At 65.9% G+C, this 17261-nt stretch carries 17 protein-coding genes; 4 read left to right on the top strand and 13 right to left on the bottom strand.

Annotated elements, in window-relative coordinates:
- Positions 1-13: 13 nt before the first annotated feature.
- From CQ015_RS15645 to mmsB, 4 genes are read right to left on the bottom strand one after another with little or no spacing between them, the layout of a single operon-like run.
- Entirely contained in the window at positions 14-1165 is a 1152-nt protein-coding gene (locus CQ015_RS15645) for an ROK family transcriptional regulator (protein WP_105650588.1), read from the bottom strand.
- The gene (locus CQ015_RS15640; RefSeq protein ID WP_105650587.1) at positions 1162-1353 is read right to left on the bottom strand and encodes a hypothetical protein; all 192 of its coding nucleotides are present in this window, start codon (positions 1351-1353) and stop codon (positions 1162-1164) included. Before CQ015_RS15640 ends, CQ015_RS15645 begins: the two co-directional genes overlap by 4 nt.
- 41 nt (positions 1354-1394) lie before the next feature.
- The gene (locus tag CQ015_RS15635; protein WP_105650586.1) at positions 1395-2519 is read right to left on the bottom strand and encodes an alcohol dehydrogenase catalytic domain-containing protein; all 1125 of its coding nucleotides are present in this window, start codon (positions 2517-2519) and stop codon (positions 1395-1397) included.
- Positions 2520-2523: 4 nt separating this feature from the next.
- Positions 2524-3453 carry a 3-hydroxyisobutyrate dehydrogenase gene (gene mmsB / locus CQ015_RS15630; protein WP_105650585.1) on the bottom strand — a complete coding sequence of 310 codons (930 nt, stop codon included), beginning with the start codon at positions 3451-3453 and terminating at the stop codon, positions 2524-2526.
- Between the two features lie 125 nt (positions 3454-3578).
- Here mmsB and CQ015_RS15625 point away from each other — a divergent pair, with 125 nt between their 5' ends.
- Complete coding sequence (locus tag CQ015_RS15625; RefSeq protein ID WP_258138680.1) at positions 3579-4490, top strand: LysR family transcriptional regulator; 912 nt, start codon at positions 3579-3581, stop codon at positions 4488-4490.
- A 66-nt stretch (positions 4491-4556) separates the two neighbouring features.
- Here CQ015_RS15625 and CQ015_RS15620 read toward each other — a convergent pair whose 3' ends face one another.
- Positions 4557-5105 (bottom strand): CGNR zinc finger domain-containing protein, encoded by a 549-nt coding sequence (locus tag CQ015_RS15620; RefSeq protein WP_105650584.1) that lies wholly within the window; start codon positions 5103-5105, stop codon positions 4557-4559.
- A 25-nt stretch (positions 5106-5130) separates the two neighbouring features.
- Here CQ015_RS15620 and CQ015_RS15615 point away from each other — a divergent pair, with 25 nt between their 5' ends.
- Complete coding sequence (locus CQ015_RS15615; protein ID WP_105650583.1) at positions 5131-5379, top strand: hypothetical protein; 249 nt, start codon at positions 5131-5133, stop codon at positions 5377-5379.
- A gap of 417 nt (positions 5380-5796) precedes the next feature.
- On the opposite strand, the gene CQ015_RS15610 is transcribed toward CQ015_RS15615, so the two are convergent.
- The gene (locus tag CQ015_RS15610; RefSeq protein WP_105650582.1) at positions 5797-7326 is read right to left on the bottom strand and encodes an HNH endonuclease signature motif containing protein; all 1530 of its coding nucleotides are present in this window, start codon (positions 7324-7326) and stop codon (positions 5797-5799) included.
- A 180-nt stretch (positions 7327-7506) separates the two neighbouring features.
- Entirely contained in the window at positions 7507-8877 is a 1371-nt protein-coding gene (locus CQ015_RS15605) for an MFS transporter (RefSeq protein WP_308727288.1), read from the bottom strand.
- 268 nt (positions 8878-9145) lie between these two features.
- Here CQ015_RS15605 and CQ015_RS15600 point away from each other — a divergent pair, with 268 nt between their 5' ends.
- Complete coding sequence (locus CQ015_RS15600; protein ID WP_146114079.1) at positions 9146-9625, top strand: hypothetical protein; 480 nt, start codon at positions 9146-9148, stop codon at positions 9623-9625.
- A 25-nt stretch (positions 9626-9650) separates the two neighbouring features.
- The gene (locus CQ015_RS15595; protein WP_181148613.1) at positions 9651-9974 is read left to right on the top strand and encodes a CHY zinc finger protein; all 324 of its coding nucleotides are present in this window, start codon (positions 9651-9653) and stop codon (positions 9972-9974) included.
- On the opposite strand, the gene CQ015_RS15590 is transcribed toward CQ015_RS15595, so the two are convergent.
- The 6 genes from CQ015_RS15590 to CQ015_RS15565 form a co-directional block, all read right to left on the bottom strand.
- Complete coding sequence (locus CQ015_RS15590) at positions 9971-11371, bottom strand: mycothione reductase (RefSeq protein WP_105650580.1); 1401 nt, start codon at positions 11369-11371, stop codon at positions 9971-9973. The two genes, CQ015_RS15595 and CQ015_RS15590, sit on opposite strands and share 4 nt — an antisense overlap.
- A 58-nt stretch (positions 11372-11429) precedes the next feature.
- Positions 11430-11921: a universal stress protein gene (locus CQ015_RS15585; protein ID WP_181148614.1), complete on the bottom strand. Its 492-nt coding sequence runs from the start codon at positions 11919-11921 to the stop codon at positions 11430-11432.
- A gap of 183 nt (positions 11922-12104) precedes the next feature.
- Complete coding sequence (gene soxG, locus CQ015_RS15580) at positions 12105-12725, bottom strand: sarcosine oxidase subunit gamma family protein (RefSeq protein ID WP_105650579.1); 621 nt, start codon at positions 12723-12725, stop codon at positions 12105-12107.
- Positions 12718-15627 (bottom strand): sarcosine oxidase subunit alpha family protein, encoded by a 2910-nt coding sequence (locus tag CQ015_RS15575; RefSeq protein WP_105570279.1) that lies wholly within the window; start codon positions 15625-15627, stop codon positions 12718-12720. The genes soxG and CQ015_RS15575 overlap by 8 nt, the downstream gene beginning before the upstream one ends.
- Positions 15624-15923: a sarcosine oxidase subunit delta gene (locus CQ015_RS15570; protein WP_105554468.1), complete on the bottom strand. Its 300-nt coding sequence runs from the start codon at positions 15921-15923 to the stop codon at positions 15624-15626. The genes CQ015_RS15575 and CQ015_RS15570 overlap by 4 nt, the downstream gene beginning before the upstream one ends.
- Before the next feature lie 16 nt (positions 15924-15939).
- Complete coding sequence (locus CQ015_RS15565; protein ID WP_096286670.1) at positions 15940-17157, bottom strand: sarcosine oxidase subunit beta family protein; 1218 nt, start codon at positions 17155-17157, stop codon at positions 15940-15942.
- Positions 17158-17261 lie beyond the last annotated feature (104 nt).

Genomic DNA, 17261 nt, shown 5'->3' with positions numbered 1-17261 from the left:
TCGCAGTCAACGCCTAGACGCCTTCTGCCCGGTAGCTTGACCAAAGCTGCGCCAGATACCTGGACCTCGCCCCATGCAAAGCCCCGTGCAGTGCCGCATCCTCGCCCAGCGTGCTGATCTCAAACACGGTTCTCCCCGGCCCCATCCTACGCGCCAATGCGCTTTGCAGCGCAAAGGTGAAGGACTCGAAGGGGGCCAGCGGACCGCAGAGCACAAAGCGGTGCGGATCGAAAAATGCCAGCAAATTGCCCAGCACCTCGGCCAGCAGCTCGGTGAGCCCGGCGACCAGATCATCGGCCGGCTCTTCCCCGCGCAGCGCCCGCAGCAGCCGGGCGCAATCCACCCGGGAGCTGTCCGCCTCGGTCAGCCCGGCATGGCTCAAGCGCTCCAGGAAGGTGTGTTCCGCGAAGCGCTGCCCGCTCAGCTCGCCGGCGGTGCCGCTGGCGCCGCGATGCACCTTGGAGTCGATCACCAAGGCCGTGCCGATACCGGGACCCACGTAGAGCAGCACGAAGGACTGGGCAGCACGGCCCGCATCGAGTGCGATCTGCGCCTGCGCCATCCAGTTCACGTCATTGTCCAAGCTGGTCGGGGCCCCGGTCAGCTCGTGCACCACCGGCGCCAAAGAGGCCGAGGAACCGGCGAAAACCGGGGTGGGCAGCGCCGTGCTCCGCTCTCCGGCGCGCTGCACCGGCGAACTTTGCGACAGTGCCGCGCGAAGGGTTTTCCCGGGGCTGGCGGCGCATAGTTCATGCACCATGCCCGCGGCCAGCCGTTGCACCGCCTCGGCGCTGGCCTCGATGGGTACCGCAAGGTGTGCGTCGGCCACGGTCCGGCCGGACAAATCGGTGGTGCGGCCCAGCAGCGTGCCGGCTTCCAAACTCAGCCCGAGCAGATGGCCAAAATCCTGGTTGATTCCGTAGCTCTCCGGGGCGCGTCCGCGCCGGACCGCGGCCTTCGGATCGTATTCGGCCGCTACGGAGCTGACCAGGCCGTTCTCCTGGAGGCGCAAGATCCCCTGGGAAGCGGTGGGTTTGGACAGGCCCAAGAAATCGGACATGTCGGTGCGCGTGGCGGGCTGGTGCAGGCACAGATAATCGAAGATCTGCCTATCGGTCAGCGTGGCCAGGGCGCGCGGTCCGGTGCTTGGCGCGGGGGTGCTCACCGGCTGCCCACCAGCCGAGCCCCGAGCCGTTCGAATTGCCGGACGTTCAAGCCGTGGGCGAGCAGGTGGTCGCCGAGGGAGGCGGCGCTGCGGAAAGGCAACCCGGGCCGGATGCTTCCCCCGGCGGCGGGAATCCCACCGGCCTCACGCAGGTTCGGCAAGTCGGGCGGGTCATTCTTCACGGACATAATCGCTAAACTATCACGGCTGGCGACCTCGCCCGACGCGGTCAGTCGAAGGTGATCAGCTGGCGGATGGTGCTCCCATCGGCGAGCTCGTCGAAGGCCAAATTGATTTCGCTCAGCGGGCGCTGGCCGGTGAGCAGCTCCTCGACCGGCAGCAGCCCGTCGCGCCAGAGCTGTTCATAGTAGGGAATATCCCGGGCGGGGATGGCCGAGCCGAGGTAGGAGCCGATGAGGGTGCGCGCGCCGCTGGTCAGCGCGAGCGGTTCGATTTCGGCAAGCGCTCCGGGAGCCGGCAGCCCCACGGTCACCAGCGTGCCCCCGATTGAGGTGGCGCGTACCGCGGATTCAAACGCCTTTGGGTGGCCAGCGGCCTCGATCACCACGTCTGCGGTGATCCCCCGGTCCGCGGCCTGATCCGGGGTGAGCGCCTCGGTGGCCCCGAGCTCCAGGGCGCGCTGGAGCTTATCGCGGTTCATGTCCACCGCGATCAGCCGGGCCGGGCGGGTCCAGCCGGCGGTATGGGCGATGGCTACCAGCAGCGCCGCCATGCCCACTCCGCCCAGGCCCAGCACCATCAGGGATTGGCCCTGCACCGGCCGGCCCGCGTTGAGTACCGCGCCTCCCCCGGTGAGCACCGCGCAGCCGAGCACCGCCGCCACCGCCGGCGGCACGTCTGCGCCGACCGGCACCACCGAGCGGCGGTCCAGCACCGCGTGGCTGGCGAAGGCCGAAACGCCCAGATGATGGTGCAGCGGTTGGCCCTCGGCCGCGAGCCTGCGCGCACCGCTGAGCAAGGTGCCGGCGGCATTGCTCGCACTGCCGGCCGTGCAGGGCAGCTTGCCGCCGGTGGCGCAGGCGGCGCAGTTTTCGCAGCGCGGCAGGAAGACCGAGACCACCCGCTGGCCCACGTGCAGGTCGCTGACTCCCGCGCCGAGCGCCTCGATCAGTCCGGCGCTCTCATGGCCGAGCACCATCGGCAGCGGGCGGGGCCGGTTGCCGTCGATCACCGACAGGTCCGAATGGCATAACCCGGCAGCCTCGATGCGCACCAGCACCTCGCCGGGCCCGGGTTCGGCCAGCTGCACCTCGGTAACCCGCAGCGGCTTGCTCTGCGCGTAGGGGCGTGCGGCCCCCGACTGCTGAAGGACGGCGGCCCGGATGCTGCGCATTGCGTTACCGCCCCACGCTGACCTGCGGGGTGTAGCCGCGCACCACTCCGTCGGGCACCAGATTCTTCACGATCAGCGAGCAGTCCTTGTCCGCCAGGCCTTCGGCGATGAGCCGGTCGAAGTGCTCCCGGGCTAGTGTGGCGGCCGGCAGGTCGATCCCGGTCAGCGCCCCGGCGTCCAGCGCCAGGCCCACGTCCTTGCGGGCCAGATCCACGCGGAAGGTCGCCTCGAAATTGTTGTTCGCCGCCGCCGTGTCGATCACTTCGGGCACCGGGTACCAGGTCTGCTGCGCCCAGGAACGCCCCGAGGAGACCGAGGCAATCTCCCAGAACACCTTCGGATCCAGCCCCAGGCGCTCGGCCAGCTGGGAGCCTTCGGCGCTGGCCATCAGGTCGATGAACAGCATCATGTTATTGCAGATTTTCGCCGCGATCCCGGAGGTCGGTCCGCCGGCGACGATGGTCTTGGCCGACATCGGGGAGATCAGCTGCACCGCCCGGTCCATCAGTTCGGCCCGGCCGCCGAGCATGAAGGCGAGCGTGCCGGCCGCCGCCCCGGAGATCCCGCCGGAGACCGGCGCATCGACGAAGTCCAGGCCGCGTTGCGCGCTGCCGTCGTGCAGCGCGCGGGAGGATTCGATATCCACGGTGGAGGAATCGAGCAGCAGCATATCGCTCGTGGCGTTGGCCCACACCCCCTCGGGCGCCTCGTACACCGCACGGACATGCTCGCCCTTGGGCAGCATGGTGAATACCGCGTCGGCGCCGGCCATCGCCTCGGCGATGCTGGCCGCGATCTGCACGCCGGCCGCCTCGGCCGCGGCACAGGCCTCGGCGTTCAGGTCATAACCGCGCACCGTATGCCCTGCACGCACCAGGTTCCCGCTCATCGGAGCACCCATATTGCCCAAGCCGATCCATGCGTAAACGCTCATTGCCGTACCCTCCGTAGCCTTGTTGACCTAACTAATTCCCAGCGTAGGTGCGGCGGATCACAACCTCAACGCACAAGGAAAGGCCATTATTGCAACACTGCTGTGCGCTGGTGCACACTGTATGGATGGACCGCCAGATCGATTACCGCCACCTCGAATCCCTGATCGCCTTCTTGACGGTGGCGCGCCTGGGCCGCTACACCGCTGCCGCGAGCGTGCTCGGGGTCAACCATTCGACGATCTCCCGGCGCATCGCCGCGCTGCAGAAAGCCATGGGCGGACAGCTGCTCACCCGCACGCCGAACGGCTGGGAGCTGACCGATCTGGGCCGGCGCGCAATGATTTCCGCCGAGGCCATCGAACAGGCGGTGGCGGCGATTGGCACCGAGGAGGACACCGGACAGCTCACCGGGCATGTGCGGGTCGCCGCGCCCGACGCGTTCAGCGCCCACCTGGCCGCCCCGGCGCTGGCCAGGCTCCACGAAGAGCACCCGCAGCTGGTATTCGAGATCGTTTCGGAAACCACCCGGGCGCGGCAGACACGCACCGGCATGGACCTGGAGATCGTCATCGGCGAACCGCATGTGCGCCGCGCGGTGTCCTCGAAGCTGATGGACTATGAACTGCGGCTCTACGCCACCGCCGAATATCTGGAGCGCCGCGGCACCCCCACCGCATTGGAAGATCTGCGCGAGCACTACCTGAACTACTACATCGACACCGCGCTGACCGTGGACAAGCTCGACGACGCGACCAGCCTATTTCCCCCGATGCGCCGTTCGGTGTCCTCCACCAGCATCGCCGTGCAATTCGCCGCGACGATGAACCACGCCGGACTCGGCCTGCTGCCGGTCTTCCTCTCCGAGCAGTACCCGAACCTGGTGCCGGTGCTGCACGATCGGTTCTCCTACACCTCGGAATACTGGCTGGTGGGCCGCGAGGAGGCGCTGCGCAACAAGGCGGTTCAGGCGACGGTGCGTGCGCTGAACGATGCCGCCGCACATGGCAACTGGTTCATCCCGTCCTTCCCCTGCTGAACTGGTGCACCGCCTAGGCGGAGGGCGGCCGCGAACCCGTTGCCCCTCGCTTGTTGCCAGTCCGCACTAGTCGCTGTCCGCCGTTGCTCGGGCACGGTGTCTGCGGACAGCCGCCCGGTTCGCGCAGCGCACCGAGCAATACTGCTGCCTGCCGTTGCGCGTTACATCGGCCACTACCGCCGTGCAGGGATCCCCCGGCGTCGATCCCGCAGCGCAGCGGTGCAGGCGATGCATCCCACGAGTCGTGAGATGCAAGGCGGTGCCCACGCTGAAAACAGCCGAGAGCACGTGGGGCAAGGCGCGCGCGTCGGCATCCCGATAGTGCAGATGCCACCCTTCATCATCGTGGTCGGTAAGCCGCGGATACGCAGAGGCGGTGGCCATGTGCTCATTGAGGATGCGCGCACGCTCTTGCGGGTCTGGTGCATCCACCACGGTCAGCCAGTCGTCGATGACACGGCGAACCGCATTGTAGTCCCCCGTTTCCTCGGGAAAGGGAACTGTCATTCCGAATTCCCGTGCGCGAGAGACGATTCCGGCACGGTCTTCCGGCCAGGACGAGGCGAGCGAGGCAGCTAGCAGAACCGCATATTCTCCGTAAGGGTTGAGATGCATAAGACCATTACATCATGGTAGTAGTATGCACATTGAACAGAACATCAAGACTCAGCAAAACACGTCGCTCGTCGGCACCCACGAGCACAGCTGGATCAGCGAGTCCAAGCACCCTACTTCGATCGGCTATGTCATCTACGTGCGTTGCAATGAATGTGGAGTGCGGCGAGTGGACATCCAGAACCAAACGAACCTCGTACCAACGCCGCTGAGCGCCGAGCTGCGCCCCCTGCCAGATCGGGCATCGAGCAATGTGAGGCAGAGGAGCAACTGACGGTTTCTCTCCTCTGCCGAACTGCGGTCCGAGCACCCGCAGACCGGGCTGCCGTTTCGCTGCAACAGGACCACCATCCACGAACTTGGCGCCCGAACACAGATGAATAAATTTTTCACTCACCCACGCACGGCCAGCCCACTCGATCAGCAAATCTGCCTCGCGCCGCACGATCCATGGCACCGACTGACTGAGAATATTCTTCACTCAGCCACCAAACCCGACCACCAACCAGCCACCAGCCACCAAGACACACACCACGCAGACCAGTAGCCGGCACCAAGAACACCGTGCCCCCGGCAACCGGCAACCGTTAACCGGTAACCGGTAACCGGTAAACAAGTGAGCTGTCATGTATCAGATAGGTAATGTGATCTAGCGGCGGTGAATGAAAAAATCACTCACCCAGCAACGCAACTAACTAGCAATCCGATCCGGCGGATCAACCCAACCCAACACCCGCCGCACCCGATCGGTCAGCCCCACCTCCCGCACCGGGGTCCGGTCATGGACGTGATCGAAGTTCTGCACCACCTGAACGCTGCCCGGCAACTCCAGACAGACCAACCCATGAGGAGTCCGCCAACCCACCGACCCATCCGGGCGGTAAATCGACTGCCACCCCAACGCGTGTTTCAACATCTGATGCCGTTTGCAGAGCAACTTCGTATTACTCCGGTCCGTGTGCCCGCCCTTGGCCCAATCCTCCACATGATCAATCTCCGAAGTCTCCGCGGTACGCCGGCACCCCGGGAAGCAGCAATGCACCTCCCGCACCCGCAACAAATCCTTCAACGCCTGCGAAGGACGATACTTCTGCCGCCCCACATCGATCGCGGCCCCGGTCCACGGATCGGTCAGCACCCGCAGCATCGACGGAGCGTCCTTCGCCAACGCCAAGGCCGTGCCTACCGGGATCGGCCCGTACCCTTCCAAATCCGCCAACGCCCGCTTGGGATCCGCCAAGGTTTCCACCGCCGGGATAGTCAACGCCACCCGCGTTTTCAACGGCGTCCCACCCGTTGCCGGCCACCCATCGAGCAGGGCATCACGGAAAATATCAGCCTCCCGCTGCCCCTGGGTACGGGAATCGTCAGGATCCACATCATGCCTCGCGAAATACTTCACCGTGTTGATCATGGAAATAATATCCGCCGCCGGAGCACGCAACTTCAACGCCGCCATCCCGTCCGCTTCACTCCAATGCGTCAACGCCCGGGACTCCTTCGCCGCCTCATGGCGCTCCTGCGCCGATTCGGGGTTCATCCGGTCATGCATCCGCCGAGCACGCTGGCTCACGGCCGCATCGGACGCGGTTTTCGCCATCGGCAACAGCACATGCTCCATCCGCCGGATATCGGCGGACCCCAGATCCTGAGCCTGCTTCACGATATCCCCCGCCGCCTTCGTGGTGATCTCCCCGGCAGCCAAAGCATCCAACGTGTCCGTGCACAAATGGCGCAGCCCGTCGGCAATGAACAGCTTCCCGCGGACCTTCTCCTCGGACTCACGCAACGCCACGGCGGCTTCGGCGATGAAGTTCGAACGGATGATCTGCTCGGCGGCCGGGTCCACGCCGTAGTAGTTCGCGCTGATCCGCTCACGGCGTTGCTGCTCGGTTTCCGTCTTCGGATCCGCACTGCTGTTTTCGGCCACGACCTGGGCGACCAGCTCCACCGAGTCCGAAAGAGTCACCGCCTCGGCCGCGTCGAGCATGCGCCGCAGCCTCGCGAGCTTCTGCAGCCGCACCAGCCCTGAGCCCGGATCCTGCAACGGCGGCAGGTTGTAGAGTTCGGCGGCCAGCGCCGCGATCTGGCTGAAATACTTCTCATGCTCAACCAAGGAGGTCAACAACCCGTCAGGATGGGAAGCAACCCGGTGTCCTGGCGGGTTCAGCGGGAGACGATGGGTGTCATCGTCGCTCTGAAATATCTCTTGTAGTCCCATGTTCAATGATCTCGCGGACTACGGACTGTTTGAGCGGGGTTTTAGCCCAATGTGGAAAAGTTTTGAGTGGCGAATCAGGTTCACTTCCGATGCTGCTCTGCGGTGCGGCAACGATTGCTAGAACCTCATCGTGGCATGGCAACGGCCGGCCCCTGCGCGGAGCCGGCCGCGTTCTTCTGCCTATTTTTTGACCTTTACCGCCTCGTTGAGCAGCCCGGTGTCGATGCGGTCCTGCTCGTCGATAGCGGCCAGGCTAATCCCCTTCGTCTCCTTCATGAAGTAGACGGCCACCATGGTGACAAGCGCGGCGAAGACGATGTACCCGGCCACCGGCACCCAGGAACCATAGACCTTCAGCAGGAAGGTGGCGATAATCGGCGCCATCGACCCGGCGACGATCGAGGTGACCTGGTAGCCCAGCGAGACACCGGAGTAGCGCATGCGGGTGGGGAACATTTCTGCCATGATCGCCGGCTGACCGGCATACATCAATGCGTGCACGGCCAAGCCACCGGTGATGGTCAACAGGATCACGAAGTCGTTTGCGGTATTGAACAGCGGGAAGGCGATCACGCCCCAGAAGGCCATCAGGATCACCCCGGTGGCATAGACCGGTCGGCGCCCACGGGTGTCGGTCATCCTGCCGACCAGCGGCACCAGGACCGCATGGAAGATGTGCGCGAGCAGCATCAACCCGAGAATCGTGGAGGTATCCATCTTCAGCTGGGTGGCCATGTAGGTGATGGAGAAGGTCACGACCATGTAGTACATGATGTTCTCCCCGAAGCGCAGGCCCATGGCCGTGAACACCCCACGCGGGTAGCGGCGGAAGACCTCTTTGACGCCGTATCCGGCTGCCGCGTTCTGCTCCAGCTCGGCCTTGGCCTCCTGGAAGATCGGGGCGTCCGAGACACGGGTGCGGATGTAGTAGCCGACGACCACGATCACTACCGAAAGCCAGAAGCCCACACGCCAACCCCAGGCGAGGAAGGCTTCCTCACTGAGTGTGGAGGAGAGCACCAGCAGCACGATGGTGGCCAGCAGGTTGCCGATCGGCACCGCCGCCTGCGGCCATGAGGACCAGAAGCCGCGCTCCTTGTTCGGCGCATGTTCGGCCACCAGCAAGACCGCGCCGCCCCACTCGCCCCCGACGGCGAAGCCCTGCAGGAAGCGCAGCACGATCAGCAGGATCGGTGCCGCGTAGCCGATTGCGTCGAAGGTCGGCAGGCAACCCATGAGGAAGGTAGTCGCGCCGACCAGCACGATCGCGATCTGCAAGAGGTGCTTTCGTCCGTACTTGTCGCCGAAGTGGCCGAAGACGATGCCGCCGATCGGGCGGGCGACAAAACCGACCGCGTAGGTCAGAAACGCCTTGATGATGTTATCCAGCTCGTTGGCCGATTCGGGGAAAAAGACCTTGTTGAAGACCAGCGTCGCGGCGGTGGCATAAAGGAAGAATTCGTACCATTCCACGACGGTGCCGGCCATGGAAGCGGAGACGACGCGGCGCAGTCCCTTGTGTTCGGCCTTGGTTGAGGTTTCGGATACCAATGGTTTTCCTTCCAGCCAAGAGATTCGATTTCGAACCCCACCTGTGATGATCAATCACGAGTATGTCCTAGATCACACTTGGAAGGTAGGTGTCAGCACGCCAATACGGGCTCCTCTTTCGCACATTGAGCGTGCATCAATGCACAACGGCTTCGGGTCGAGCGGGGATGCGGTGCCGCGATCTGCCGGCGAGCGCCGGCGGTTTGCCGTGCTGAGCGGTTCCAGAGCCGCCGTAGCGTAGACAGTCGAAGAGACCTATGATTTTCCCATGAGGATGATAAAAACTTTGCCTGTCGTCACCCTGCTAGCGGCACTGGCTTTCCCATTGGCTAGTTGTACCGGGGATGCATCCGAGATCGATCCGACACCAGAAGCTTCCGCTGACCAGCCCGTAGGCAGCGATGAGAGCGATGGCGCAATGTTCGGCCAACAGCAAGCTGCGTTATCCTCAACCAATCCGAAGGCAGCGATCATTGCCCAAGCCACCGGCAGCGGAAGCATCACTGTCGACGTTGCTTCTCTTCCCAGTGAGCACACGCAACTAGGCGCTGCGGTGCTCTGCACCGGAAGCGGTGATTGGGAGTTGCAGCTCACGAACCACGGCAGTAGCTCGGCCACCGGAGGGTGCACCACCCAGGGCGCAAGCAGCATGAGCGCACCGGTAGGCGCCCGCCCCACGGAGCAACGAATAGAAATTACCGCCGAGAAGGACTCCAAAATTTGGGTCACGGTGTTCGTCGATGAGTAGGCTACGTAATGGATAAGGAGCACAAATGAGCGATACACCCGCAGTCCTCGGGGTCGAGGTCGACCCGCAAACGCGCTGCGCCCACTACCATCAGGACTTCGATGTCATCGCCATCAAGCACTTCTGCTGCGGACAGTACTATCCGTGCCACCTGTGCCACGCGGAAGTTGCCGGGCACCAGGTACGGCTCTGGCCGGCCGAGCGCTTCGGCGAACCGGCGGTGCTCTGCGGGGTCTGCAAGGCCCAGCTGAGCATCACGCAATATTTGGGCGCGAGTACCTGCCCCGCCTGCGCCGCGCTCTTCAACCCCGGGTGCAAGCTGCACCTGGAACTGTATTTCGAGGTCTAGAGCAGCCCCGAGTCCGGGACGTCCAATCCGAGCAGGGCATTTTCCACGACCTCCATCAGCGCCGGATGGATCCAGTACTGGCCGGTGGCCGCGGTGTGCGCATCGATGCCCAGGTTCATCGCCATAATCACCGGCTGGATGAGGTTCGAGGCCTCCGGCCCCATGGCGTGGGCACCGACCAGCTGGCCGGTGCGCTTGTCGGCGAGCACCTTGAATAGTCCGGTGCGGTCCTCCATCGCCCAGCCATAGGCGGTGTCCCCGAATTTCTGCGTCTTCACGGTGAGGTGCTCCGCGCCGAGCTGCGCGCGCGCTTCTTGCTCGGTGAGCCCGATGGTGGCAAGTTCCGGATGGGTGAACACCGCTGCCGGGACCGCACGATCGGAGTTCTTGCGCAGCTCTCCGGGATGCTCCAGGTTGTGGGCGACGAGCCTAGCCTCGTAGTTCGCCACATGCTTCAGCTGCGTTTCGGAGCTGATGTCCCCCAGCGCGTAGGTGCCCACCACGGGCTGGCCGCCGCGCAGCACCCGCTGGTATTCATCCACCTGCAGCCGGCCGTCCTCGTGCAGATCCAGGCCGGCTTCCCGCGCGCCGATCAGATCCGTATTCGGGGTGCGGCCGATGGCCACGAGCACCGTGTCGGCACGCAGCGTTTCTCCCCCGAGCTCCACGTCCAGCCCGGAGTCGGCCGGGCGCAGCGCGCGGGCTTCGGTGTGATAGCGCACCTGCCAATGGGCGGTCGCCTCCGCGTTATAGGCCTCGCTGATCTCGGCATCCAGGTGGCGCATCAGCGCCCCGGAGCGCACCAGCTGGATGACCTCGGAGCCCAGGGCGGAGAAGATGGCGGCGAACTCGCAGGCGATGTAGCCGCCGCCGATGATGACCAGCCGTTCGGGAAGCTGCGCCAGGCGCATGATGGTGTCCGAGGTGTGCACCCCGTCCAGGTTGATGCCTTCCAGCGCGGGCAGGGTGGGGCGGGATCCGGCGGCGATGACTAGCTGCTCGGCGGTGATCTCGGTGCCGTCTTCGGCCCGCAGGGTCTTGCCCTCGCGCAGCGTGACGAACTGGGAGATGAGCTCGACGTGCTCCAGCCGCTTGCGGTAGTCCTCCCCGCCGGCGGAGATCGGGTCGATGCGCCCGAAGATCCGATCGCGGATGGCGAGCCAGTCGACCTTCTCCACGGCCAGCTGCATCCCGAGCCGGGCGGCCTCTTCGATGCCGCGGGCCAGATGGGCGGGGCGGACGAACATCTTCGTCGGGATGCAGCCCACGTTCAGGCAGGTGCCGCCGAAGGTCGACCCCTCGGCGATGGCTACCTGCTTGTCGTCCCAGTAGTCGGTAATCAGCGAGTTGCCGGAACCTGAGCCAATGATTGCGAGATCTACGTTGCGCCGAGTCATGGCTTCATCGTAGGCCAGCGGCGGTTCCGCAGAGCTATTTTCGCCTCCGGGCGAAGCTTCATGACCTCGCGGACTGCGCCTCGAAGAATCCGGGAACCTGCGGGACGACGAGCACCGGACGGGACTGGCGATGGGCCAGCGCGACGGCGATCGATCCGTCCATGAGTTCTTCCATCCGGCTGCGCAGCCCCGGACGCCGGGTGCCGATGGCGATCAGCTGCGCGTTGAGCTCATCGGCCACCCGCATCAACGCCTTGGCCGGATCGCCGGCGACGGTGCGCGCCGCCCAGCTGACCTTCGTCCCGGCGAAGGCCTGCGAAAGCTGTTCGGCGAGCGCCGCGGAGAAATCCTGCTGGAACTGCTCATCCCCATCGAAGGTGGTGTCTTCGACAATTTCCCCGGTGGGCAGGCGTTCGGTGACAAAACGACCGGAGTCCGCATAGAGGCACATGATCTTCGCGCCCGTGGCCTCGGCCAGCTCGATGACGGCTTCGAGGACCGTCGGCGACTGTCCCGGTTCAACCCCAACTAACAAAATACGCTCGGTCATCATGACTCCCACGGATCGTGCCGAGTGCGGATTCCCATCCGCCGCAACGAGATTGCGTCGCTAATCCCAGTATGCCAGCGCGCCGGAGTCTTGTCCGCAAATTTTTTGCCGCCGGACACCGGCGGGCCGGCCCGAAAATGGACCGGCCCGCCAGGTGCCCTGCTGCTGTCGAACGTGCTGTGCCTAGCTGACCGGGTCCGCGGCGAACTCGGCCATCGCGTCGATCATCCAGTGCACCACATGTTCGGTGAACGAGGCGCGCGGCATGACATACCAGCTGTTCTCCGCGGTGCGCCAGAGCAGGATCGGCACGTTCGCTACCGTGGTGGTGATCGCCTGGTTGACCGCGAAGGCCCGCGGATGCAGATCGGCCGGGCAGCTCTTGCGCAGCACCAAGGTGGCCCCGGCACCGCGCAGCTCCAGCACCGCACGGTTCGCCGAAAGGTCGATCACCTGGCCCGGCGCCTGGCCCAGGGCGGAGTCCAGCGGCTCGGTGAGCTCCTGTCCGGCTTCGTTGAAGGCCATGAATTCGTCCGGCCCGAGCCAGAGCACCGCGGTGCCGGCTACGCTCCCGGCGACCTCGCCGACGCCGGTCGGCAAGCCCACGCCGGTGGCCTCGGCGAGCGCCTGGTGCCCGGCGCTGCCGGGAACCGCGCGCAGCGACACCGCGCTGGCCAGCGCAATCTCGCGCAATGCGACGGCGCGCGTCCCGGCGACGGAGGCCTGGGCCATCGCCTCGGCCAGGTGCGCGGCCGGGGAGCGGCGCAGGTCGGTGGTTGGTTCGATCACGCTGTGCTTAGCCATCTCGGCGGCTGCCTTCCGGGTCGTAGAGTACGGTTTCGCAGACCTCGACGTCGACCAGCTGGTCGCCGACGGGGGCCTTGAGGACTTCACCGATGCGGTTGAAGCCGTTCTTGATCAGGGCCAGGCCGAAGGTTCGGCCCAGCGCGGGCGAGTTGTAGGAGCTGGTGACCCAGCCTTCCATCGGGACCGGGCCGTCGGCCGGGGTGACCGGGGTTCCGGCTCCGACCAGCGCGGTGCCTTCGGGCAGGCGCAGGGTCTTGTCCACCGGCAGCACGGAGACCAGCTGCTTGCGGTCCGCGCGCTGGTTGTCATCGCGGTTGAAGGAGCGGTTTCCCACGAAATCCTTCAGCTTCGAGACCACCCAGCCCATGGCCGCGTCCTGCGGGGTCACCGTGCCGTCGGTGTCCTGCCCGACGATGATGAAGCCCTTTTCGGCGCGCAGCACGTGCATGGTTTCGGTGCCGTACGGGGTGATGTTGTATTCCTCGCCGGCCGCGTAGACGGCCTCCCAGGTGCCCAGCCCGTACCAGCTCGGCACCGCGATCTCGAAGGCGAGTTCCCCGGAGAAGGAGATCCGGCTGATCCGTGCCGGGGTGCCGTTTTCCAGCGTGGTGTCCACGAAGGCCATGAACTTGAACGCCTCGTTGGACACGTCCAGTTCCGGGGCGAGCTTGGAGATCACCGCGCGGGACTTCGGCCCGACCACCGCGACGGTGGCCAGCTGCTCGGTGACCGAGGTGCACACGACATCCAGCTCCGGCCATTCGGTCTGCAGCCACTCCTCCAGCCAGTCCAGCACCTCCGCGGCGCCGCCGGTGGTGGTGTGCATCAGGAAGCGGTCCTCGGCCAGGCGCAGGGTCACCCCGTCGTCGAAGATCATCCCGTCCGCGTGGCACATGACCCCGTAGCGGCCCATGCCGACCTTCAGCTTGGTGTAGCCGTTGGTGTAGATGCGGTTCAGGAATTCGGCCGCGTCCGCCCCGCGGATCTCGATCTTGCCCAGCGTGCTGGCGTCCAGCATGCCCACCGAGTCGCGCACCGCGGCGCATTCGCGGTAGACCGCCGCGTCCATGTCCTCGCCCGCCTGCGGGTAGTACCAGGGGCGCTTCCACTGCCCGACGTCCTCGAACGCGGCGCCTTGGGCCAGATGCCAGGGGTGCATGGCGGTGATGCGGGCCGGGTCCAGCAGCTGGCCGCGGTTCCGCCCGGCGAGGGCGACGAACGAGACCGGGGTGTAGGGGGCGCGGAAGGTGGTGGTGCCGATCTCGGCCGGGTTTTCGATGCCCAGCACCGCGGCGATCACGCCGATGGCTGCCACCCCGGAGGTCTTGCCCTGGTCGTTGGCGGTGGAGATCGAGGTGTAGCGCTTCACATGTTCCACCGAGCGCATGCCCGCTCCGGTGGAGCGCAGCACCTCGGCCACGGTCTGGTCGCGCTGCAGGTCCACGAAGTGGTGCTTGTAGTGCACCGCGTCCTCGCCCTGGCGCGAGGGGATCAGCCAGACCGGGCGGGTTTCACCCAGGGCCACCTCGATGGCTTCGGGCACGCGGGCGATCGTCGCGAAGCCGGCGGCGGTGGCCGCCGCGGCACCTGCGGCGGCGCCCCCGGCCAGCGCGCCGGCGGTGTCGAAGCGGCCGGTGAGCGAACCGGCGAGGTGCTGGTTGGCGACGGGTGCCGCGGGCAGGAACGCGTGCACGGTGGAATCCCAGGCGAGCTTGCCCTGGCGCTGGGAGTGCAGGTGCACCACCGGGTTGAAGCCGCCGGAGATGGCCAGCGTGTCCGCGGCCAGGCGCTGCGCGGCGCCGATGTTGTTCTGCGCATCCAGGCTGGCGACCCAGACGGCCGACAGCTCGCCGTTGGCGCCCGCCTCGGTATCCACGACCACCGAGCCGGTGATCACGTGCACCCCGGCGCCGACCGCCTCGGCGGCAGCCACCGAGACGTTTTCGCGGGCGTCGACGACCGCGACGACCCCGCCGCTGGCGGCCAGCTCGGTGACCAGCGGGTAGACCGAGTCGTTGGTGGTGGCCACGAGGATCTGCGCGCCGGCGCGCACCCCGTAGCGGTTCAGGTAGGAGCGCACGGCGCCGGCGAGCATAATGCCCGGGCGGTCGTTGTTCTCGAAGACCAGCGGACGCTCGTGGGCGCCGGTGGCGAGCACCACCTGCCCGGCACGGATATGCCAGACGCGTTCGCGCGAAACCCCCGGAGCCGGCGCATCGTCCAGATGCGCGGTGCGGCGCTGCACGGCGATCACGTAGTTCGAGTCGTAGCTGCCCAGCGCCGTGGTGTGCTGCAGGTGGGTGGTCTCCTCTGCGGCCTCAAGCTCGGCGGTGACCTGGGCGATCCACTGGCAGGAGTCGATCCCGTCGATCTGTTCGTCCGGCGCGTCGAGCAGCCGGCCGCCGGCTTCGGCGCGTTCATCGAGCAGCATCACCCGCGCCCCGCTGCGGGCGGCCTCGCGGGCGGCGGCCAGGCCTGCCGGACCGGAGCCGACCACCAGCACGTCGGTGTGCACATGCGCGTGGTCGTAGTAGGCCTCGTCCTTGCGCGGGTCCATGGTGCCCAGGCCCGACAGGGTGCGGGCGGACAGCCCCTGGGCGGCGGGAACCACCGGGGCGGCGAGCATCGACTCGTCCACGTCGTCGCTGTGCCGCGCGTGGATGTGGACCAGCGCGTTGGGCTCTTCCACCCCGGCGGCGAAGATGCCGCGCGGGCGATTCAGGTACAGCGAGTCGCCCACCCGGCGGATGCCGGAGGCGAGCATCGCGCTGGCCAGGGTATCCCCGCGCAGCGCGGACAGCGGCTGGCCGTTCAGCTTCACATCGAGCGGCTGCGCGTAGTCCACCCGGGCGTCGACTGCCTGCGCAGCGTCCAGACGGTATGAATCGGTGGTGCTCATCGGGTGCCTCCCTCGGTGTTTTGCAGTTCCGGGCGGGCTTCGCCGGCGCCGTAGATTGCCTTGAATTCGTATGTGACGGTGTCGCGCAGGGCGTTGAACCATTTGCGGCACCCGGCGGCGTGCACCCAGCGTTCGGCGTTGATGCCCCGGGGATTCTTGCGGTAGAACAGGTACTGCGCCCATTCCTTATCGCTCAGCGCCTGCGGGTCGTCCGGGTAGGCGACGTGCGCCTGGCCGCCGAATTTGAATTCGGTTTCGTTGCGTGGCCCGCAGTTCGGGCAGTCAATCAGCATCATGAGTTGGTTCCCTTTCTTAGTGGGCCACGGCTGCGGCGCCGTGTTCGTCGATGAGGTAGCCGGTTTCGAAGCGTTCCAGCGCGAACGGCTTGTTCAGCTTGTGCGGCTCGTCGTTGGCGATGGTGTGCGCGAAGGTCCAGCCGGCACCCGGGGTGCCCTTGAAGCCGCCGGTTCCCCAGCCGCAGTTGACGTAGAGGTTCTCGACCTGGGTCTTGGAGATGATCGGCGAGGCATCCATGGTGGTGTCCACGATGCCGCCCCAGGTGCGCAGCACGTGGGCTCGGGCGAAGATCGGGAAGAGCTCTACGGAGGCCGCCATCTGCTCCTGGATCACGTGGAAGGCACCGCGCTGGCCGTAGCCGTTGTAGGAGTCGATGCCCGCGCCCATCACCAGTTCGCCCTTATGCGCCTGCGAGACGTAGACGTGGATGTGGTTGGACATGACCACCGTCGGGTGCACCGGTTCGAAGAGTTCGGAGACCAGTGCCTGCAGCGGGTGGGACTGGATCGGCAGGTCGACGCCGGCCATTTCGGCCAGCACCGAGGAGTGGCCGGCGCCCGCGAGGGCGACCTTGCCGGCGAGAATGGTGCCGCGGTTGGTCTTCACCCCGGTGACCTTGTTGCCGTCCTTGAGGATTCCGGTGACTTCGCAGTTCTGGATCAGGTCCACGCCCAGCTCGTTGCACTTGCGGGCGAAGGCCCAGGCAACGTGGTCGTGCTTGGCGATGCCGGCACGGGGCTGGTAGGTGGCGCCCATGATCGGGTAGCGGATGTCGTCGGAAATGTTGATGATCGGGCAGGCTTCCTTGACCTGTTCCGGGCTCAGCCATTCGGCGTCCACGCCGTTGAGCTTATTCGCCTCCACGCGGCGTACCGATTCGCGCACGTCGCCCAGCGTGTGGGCCAGGTTCATCACTCCGCGCTGGGAGAAGAGGAAGTCGTATTCCAGTTCCTCGGGCAGCTGCTCCCAGAGCTTCAGGGAGTGCTCGTAGATGCCTGCGGATTCGTCCCACAGGTAGTTCGAACGGATGATGGTGGTGTTGCGGGCCATATTTCCGCCGGCCAGCCAGCCCTTTTCAAGGACGGCGATATTTGTCATGCCGTGGTTCTTGGCCAGGTAGTAGGCGGTCGCCAGTCCGTGCCCGCCGCCGCCGACGATCACCGCGTCGTAGGACTTTTTCGGGTCCGGGTTATTCCAGAGAAATTCTGGGTGCTCGGGAAGCAGGTCAGCCATGATTATGCTCCAATCTTCTGCAGGTTTGGGTAGAGCGGGTGAGCCTGCGCCAGATCCAGCACACGCTGCTTCAACTCCGGCAACACACCAGCATTACCATCAGC

It is taken from the genome of Arthrobacter sp. MYb221 (genome assembly GCF_002979835.1).
GTDB lineage: Bacteria > Actinomycetota > Actinomycetes > Actinomycetales > Micrococcaceae > Glutamicibacter.
This window is presented reverse-complemented; position numbering and strand designations above follow the sequence as displayed.

Coding starts and splice junctions, on each gene's coding strand:
- CQ015_RS15640 (WP_105650587.1), bottom strand. CDS start 1,353: ATGTCCGTGAAGAATGACCCGCCCGACTTGCCGAACCTGCGTGAGGCC.
- CQ015_RS15635 (WP_105650586.1), bottom strand. CDS start 2,519: ATGCGCAGCATCCGGGCCGCCGTCCTTCAGCAGTCGGGGGCCGCACGC.
- mmsB (WP_105650585.1), bottom strand. CDS start 3,453: ATGAGCGTTTACGCATGGATCGGCTTGGGCAATATGGGTGCTCCGATG.
- CQ015_RS15625 (WP_258138680.1), top strand. CDS start 3,579: ATGGACCGCCAGATCGATTACCGCCACCTCGAATCCCTGATCGCCTTC.
- CQ015_RS15620 (WP_105650584.1), bottom strand. CDS start 5,105: ATGCATCTCAACCCTTACGGAGAATATGCGGTTCTGCTAGCTGCCTCG.
- CQ015_RS15615 (WP_105650583.1), top strand. CDS start 5,131: ATGCACATTGAACAGAACATCAAGACTCAGCAAAACACGTCGCTCGTC.
- CQ015_RS15610 (WP_105650582.1), bottom strand. CDS start 7,326: ATGGGACTACAAGAGATATTTCAGAGCGACGATGACACCCATCGTCTC.
- CQ015_RS15600 (WP_146114079.1), top strand. CDS start 9,146: ATGAGGATGATAAAAACTTTGCCTGTCGTCACCCTGCTAGCGGCACTG.
- CQ015_RS15595 (WP_181148613.1), top strand. CDS start 9,651: ATGAGCGATACACCCGCAGTCCTCGGGGTCGAGGTCGACCCGCAAACG.
- CQ015_RS15590 (WP_105650580.1), bottom strand. CDS start 11,371: ATGACTCGGCGCAACGTAGATCTCGCAATCATTGGCTCAGGTTCCGGC.
- CQ015_RS15585 (WP_181148614.1), bottom strand. CDS start 11,921: ATGACCGAGCGTATTTTGTTAGTTGGGGTTGAACCGGGACAGTCGCCG.
- soxG (WP_105650579.1), bottom strand. CDS start 12,725: ATGGCTAAGCACAGCGTGATCGAACCAACCACCGACCTGCGCCGCTCC.
- CQ015_RS15575 (WP_105570279.1), bottom strand. CDS start 15,627: ATGAGCACCACCGATTCATACCGTCTGGACGCTGCGCAGGCAGTCGAC.
- CQ015_RS15570 (WP_105554468.1), bottom strand. CDS start 15,923: ATGATGCTGATTGACTGCCCGAACTGCGGGCCACGCAACGAAACCGAA.
- CQ015_RS15565 (WP_096286670.1), bottom strand. CDS start 17,157: ATGGCTGACCTGCTTCCCGAGCACCCAGAATTTCTCTGGAATAACCCG.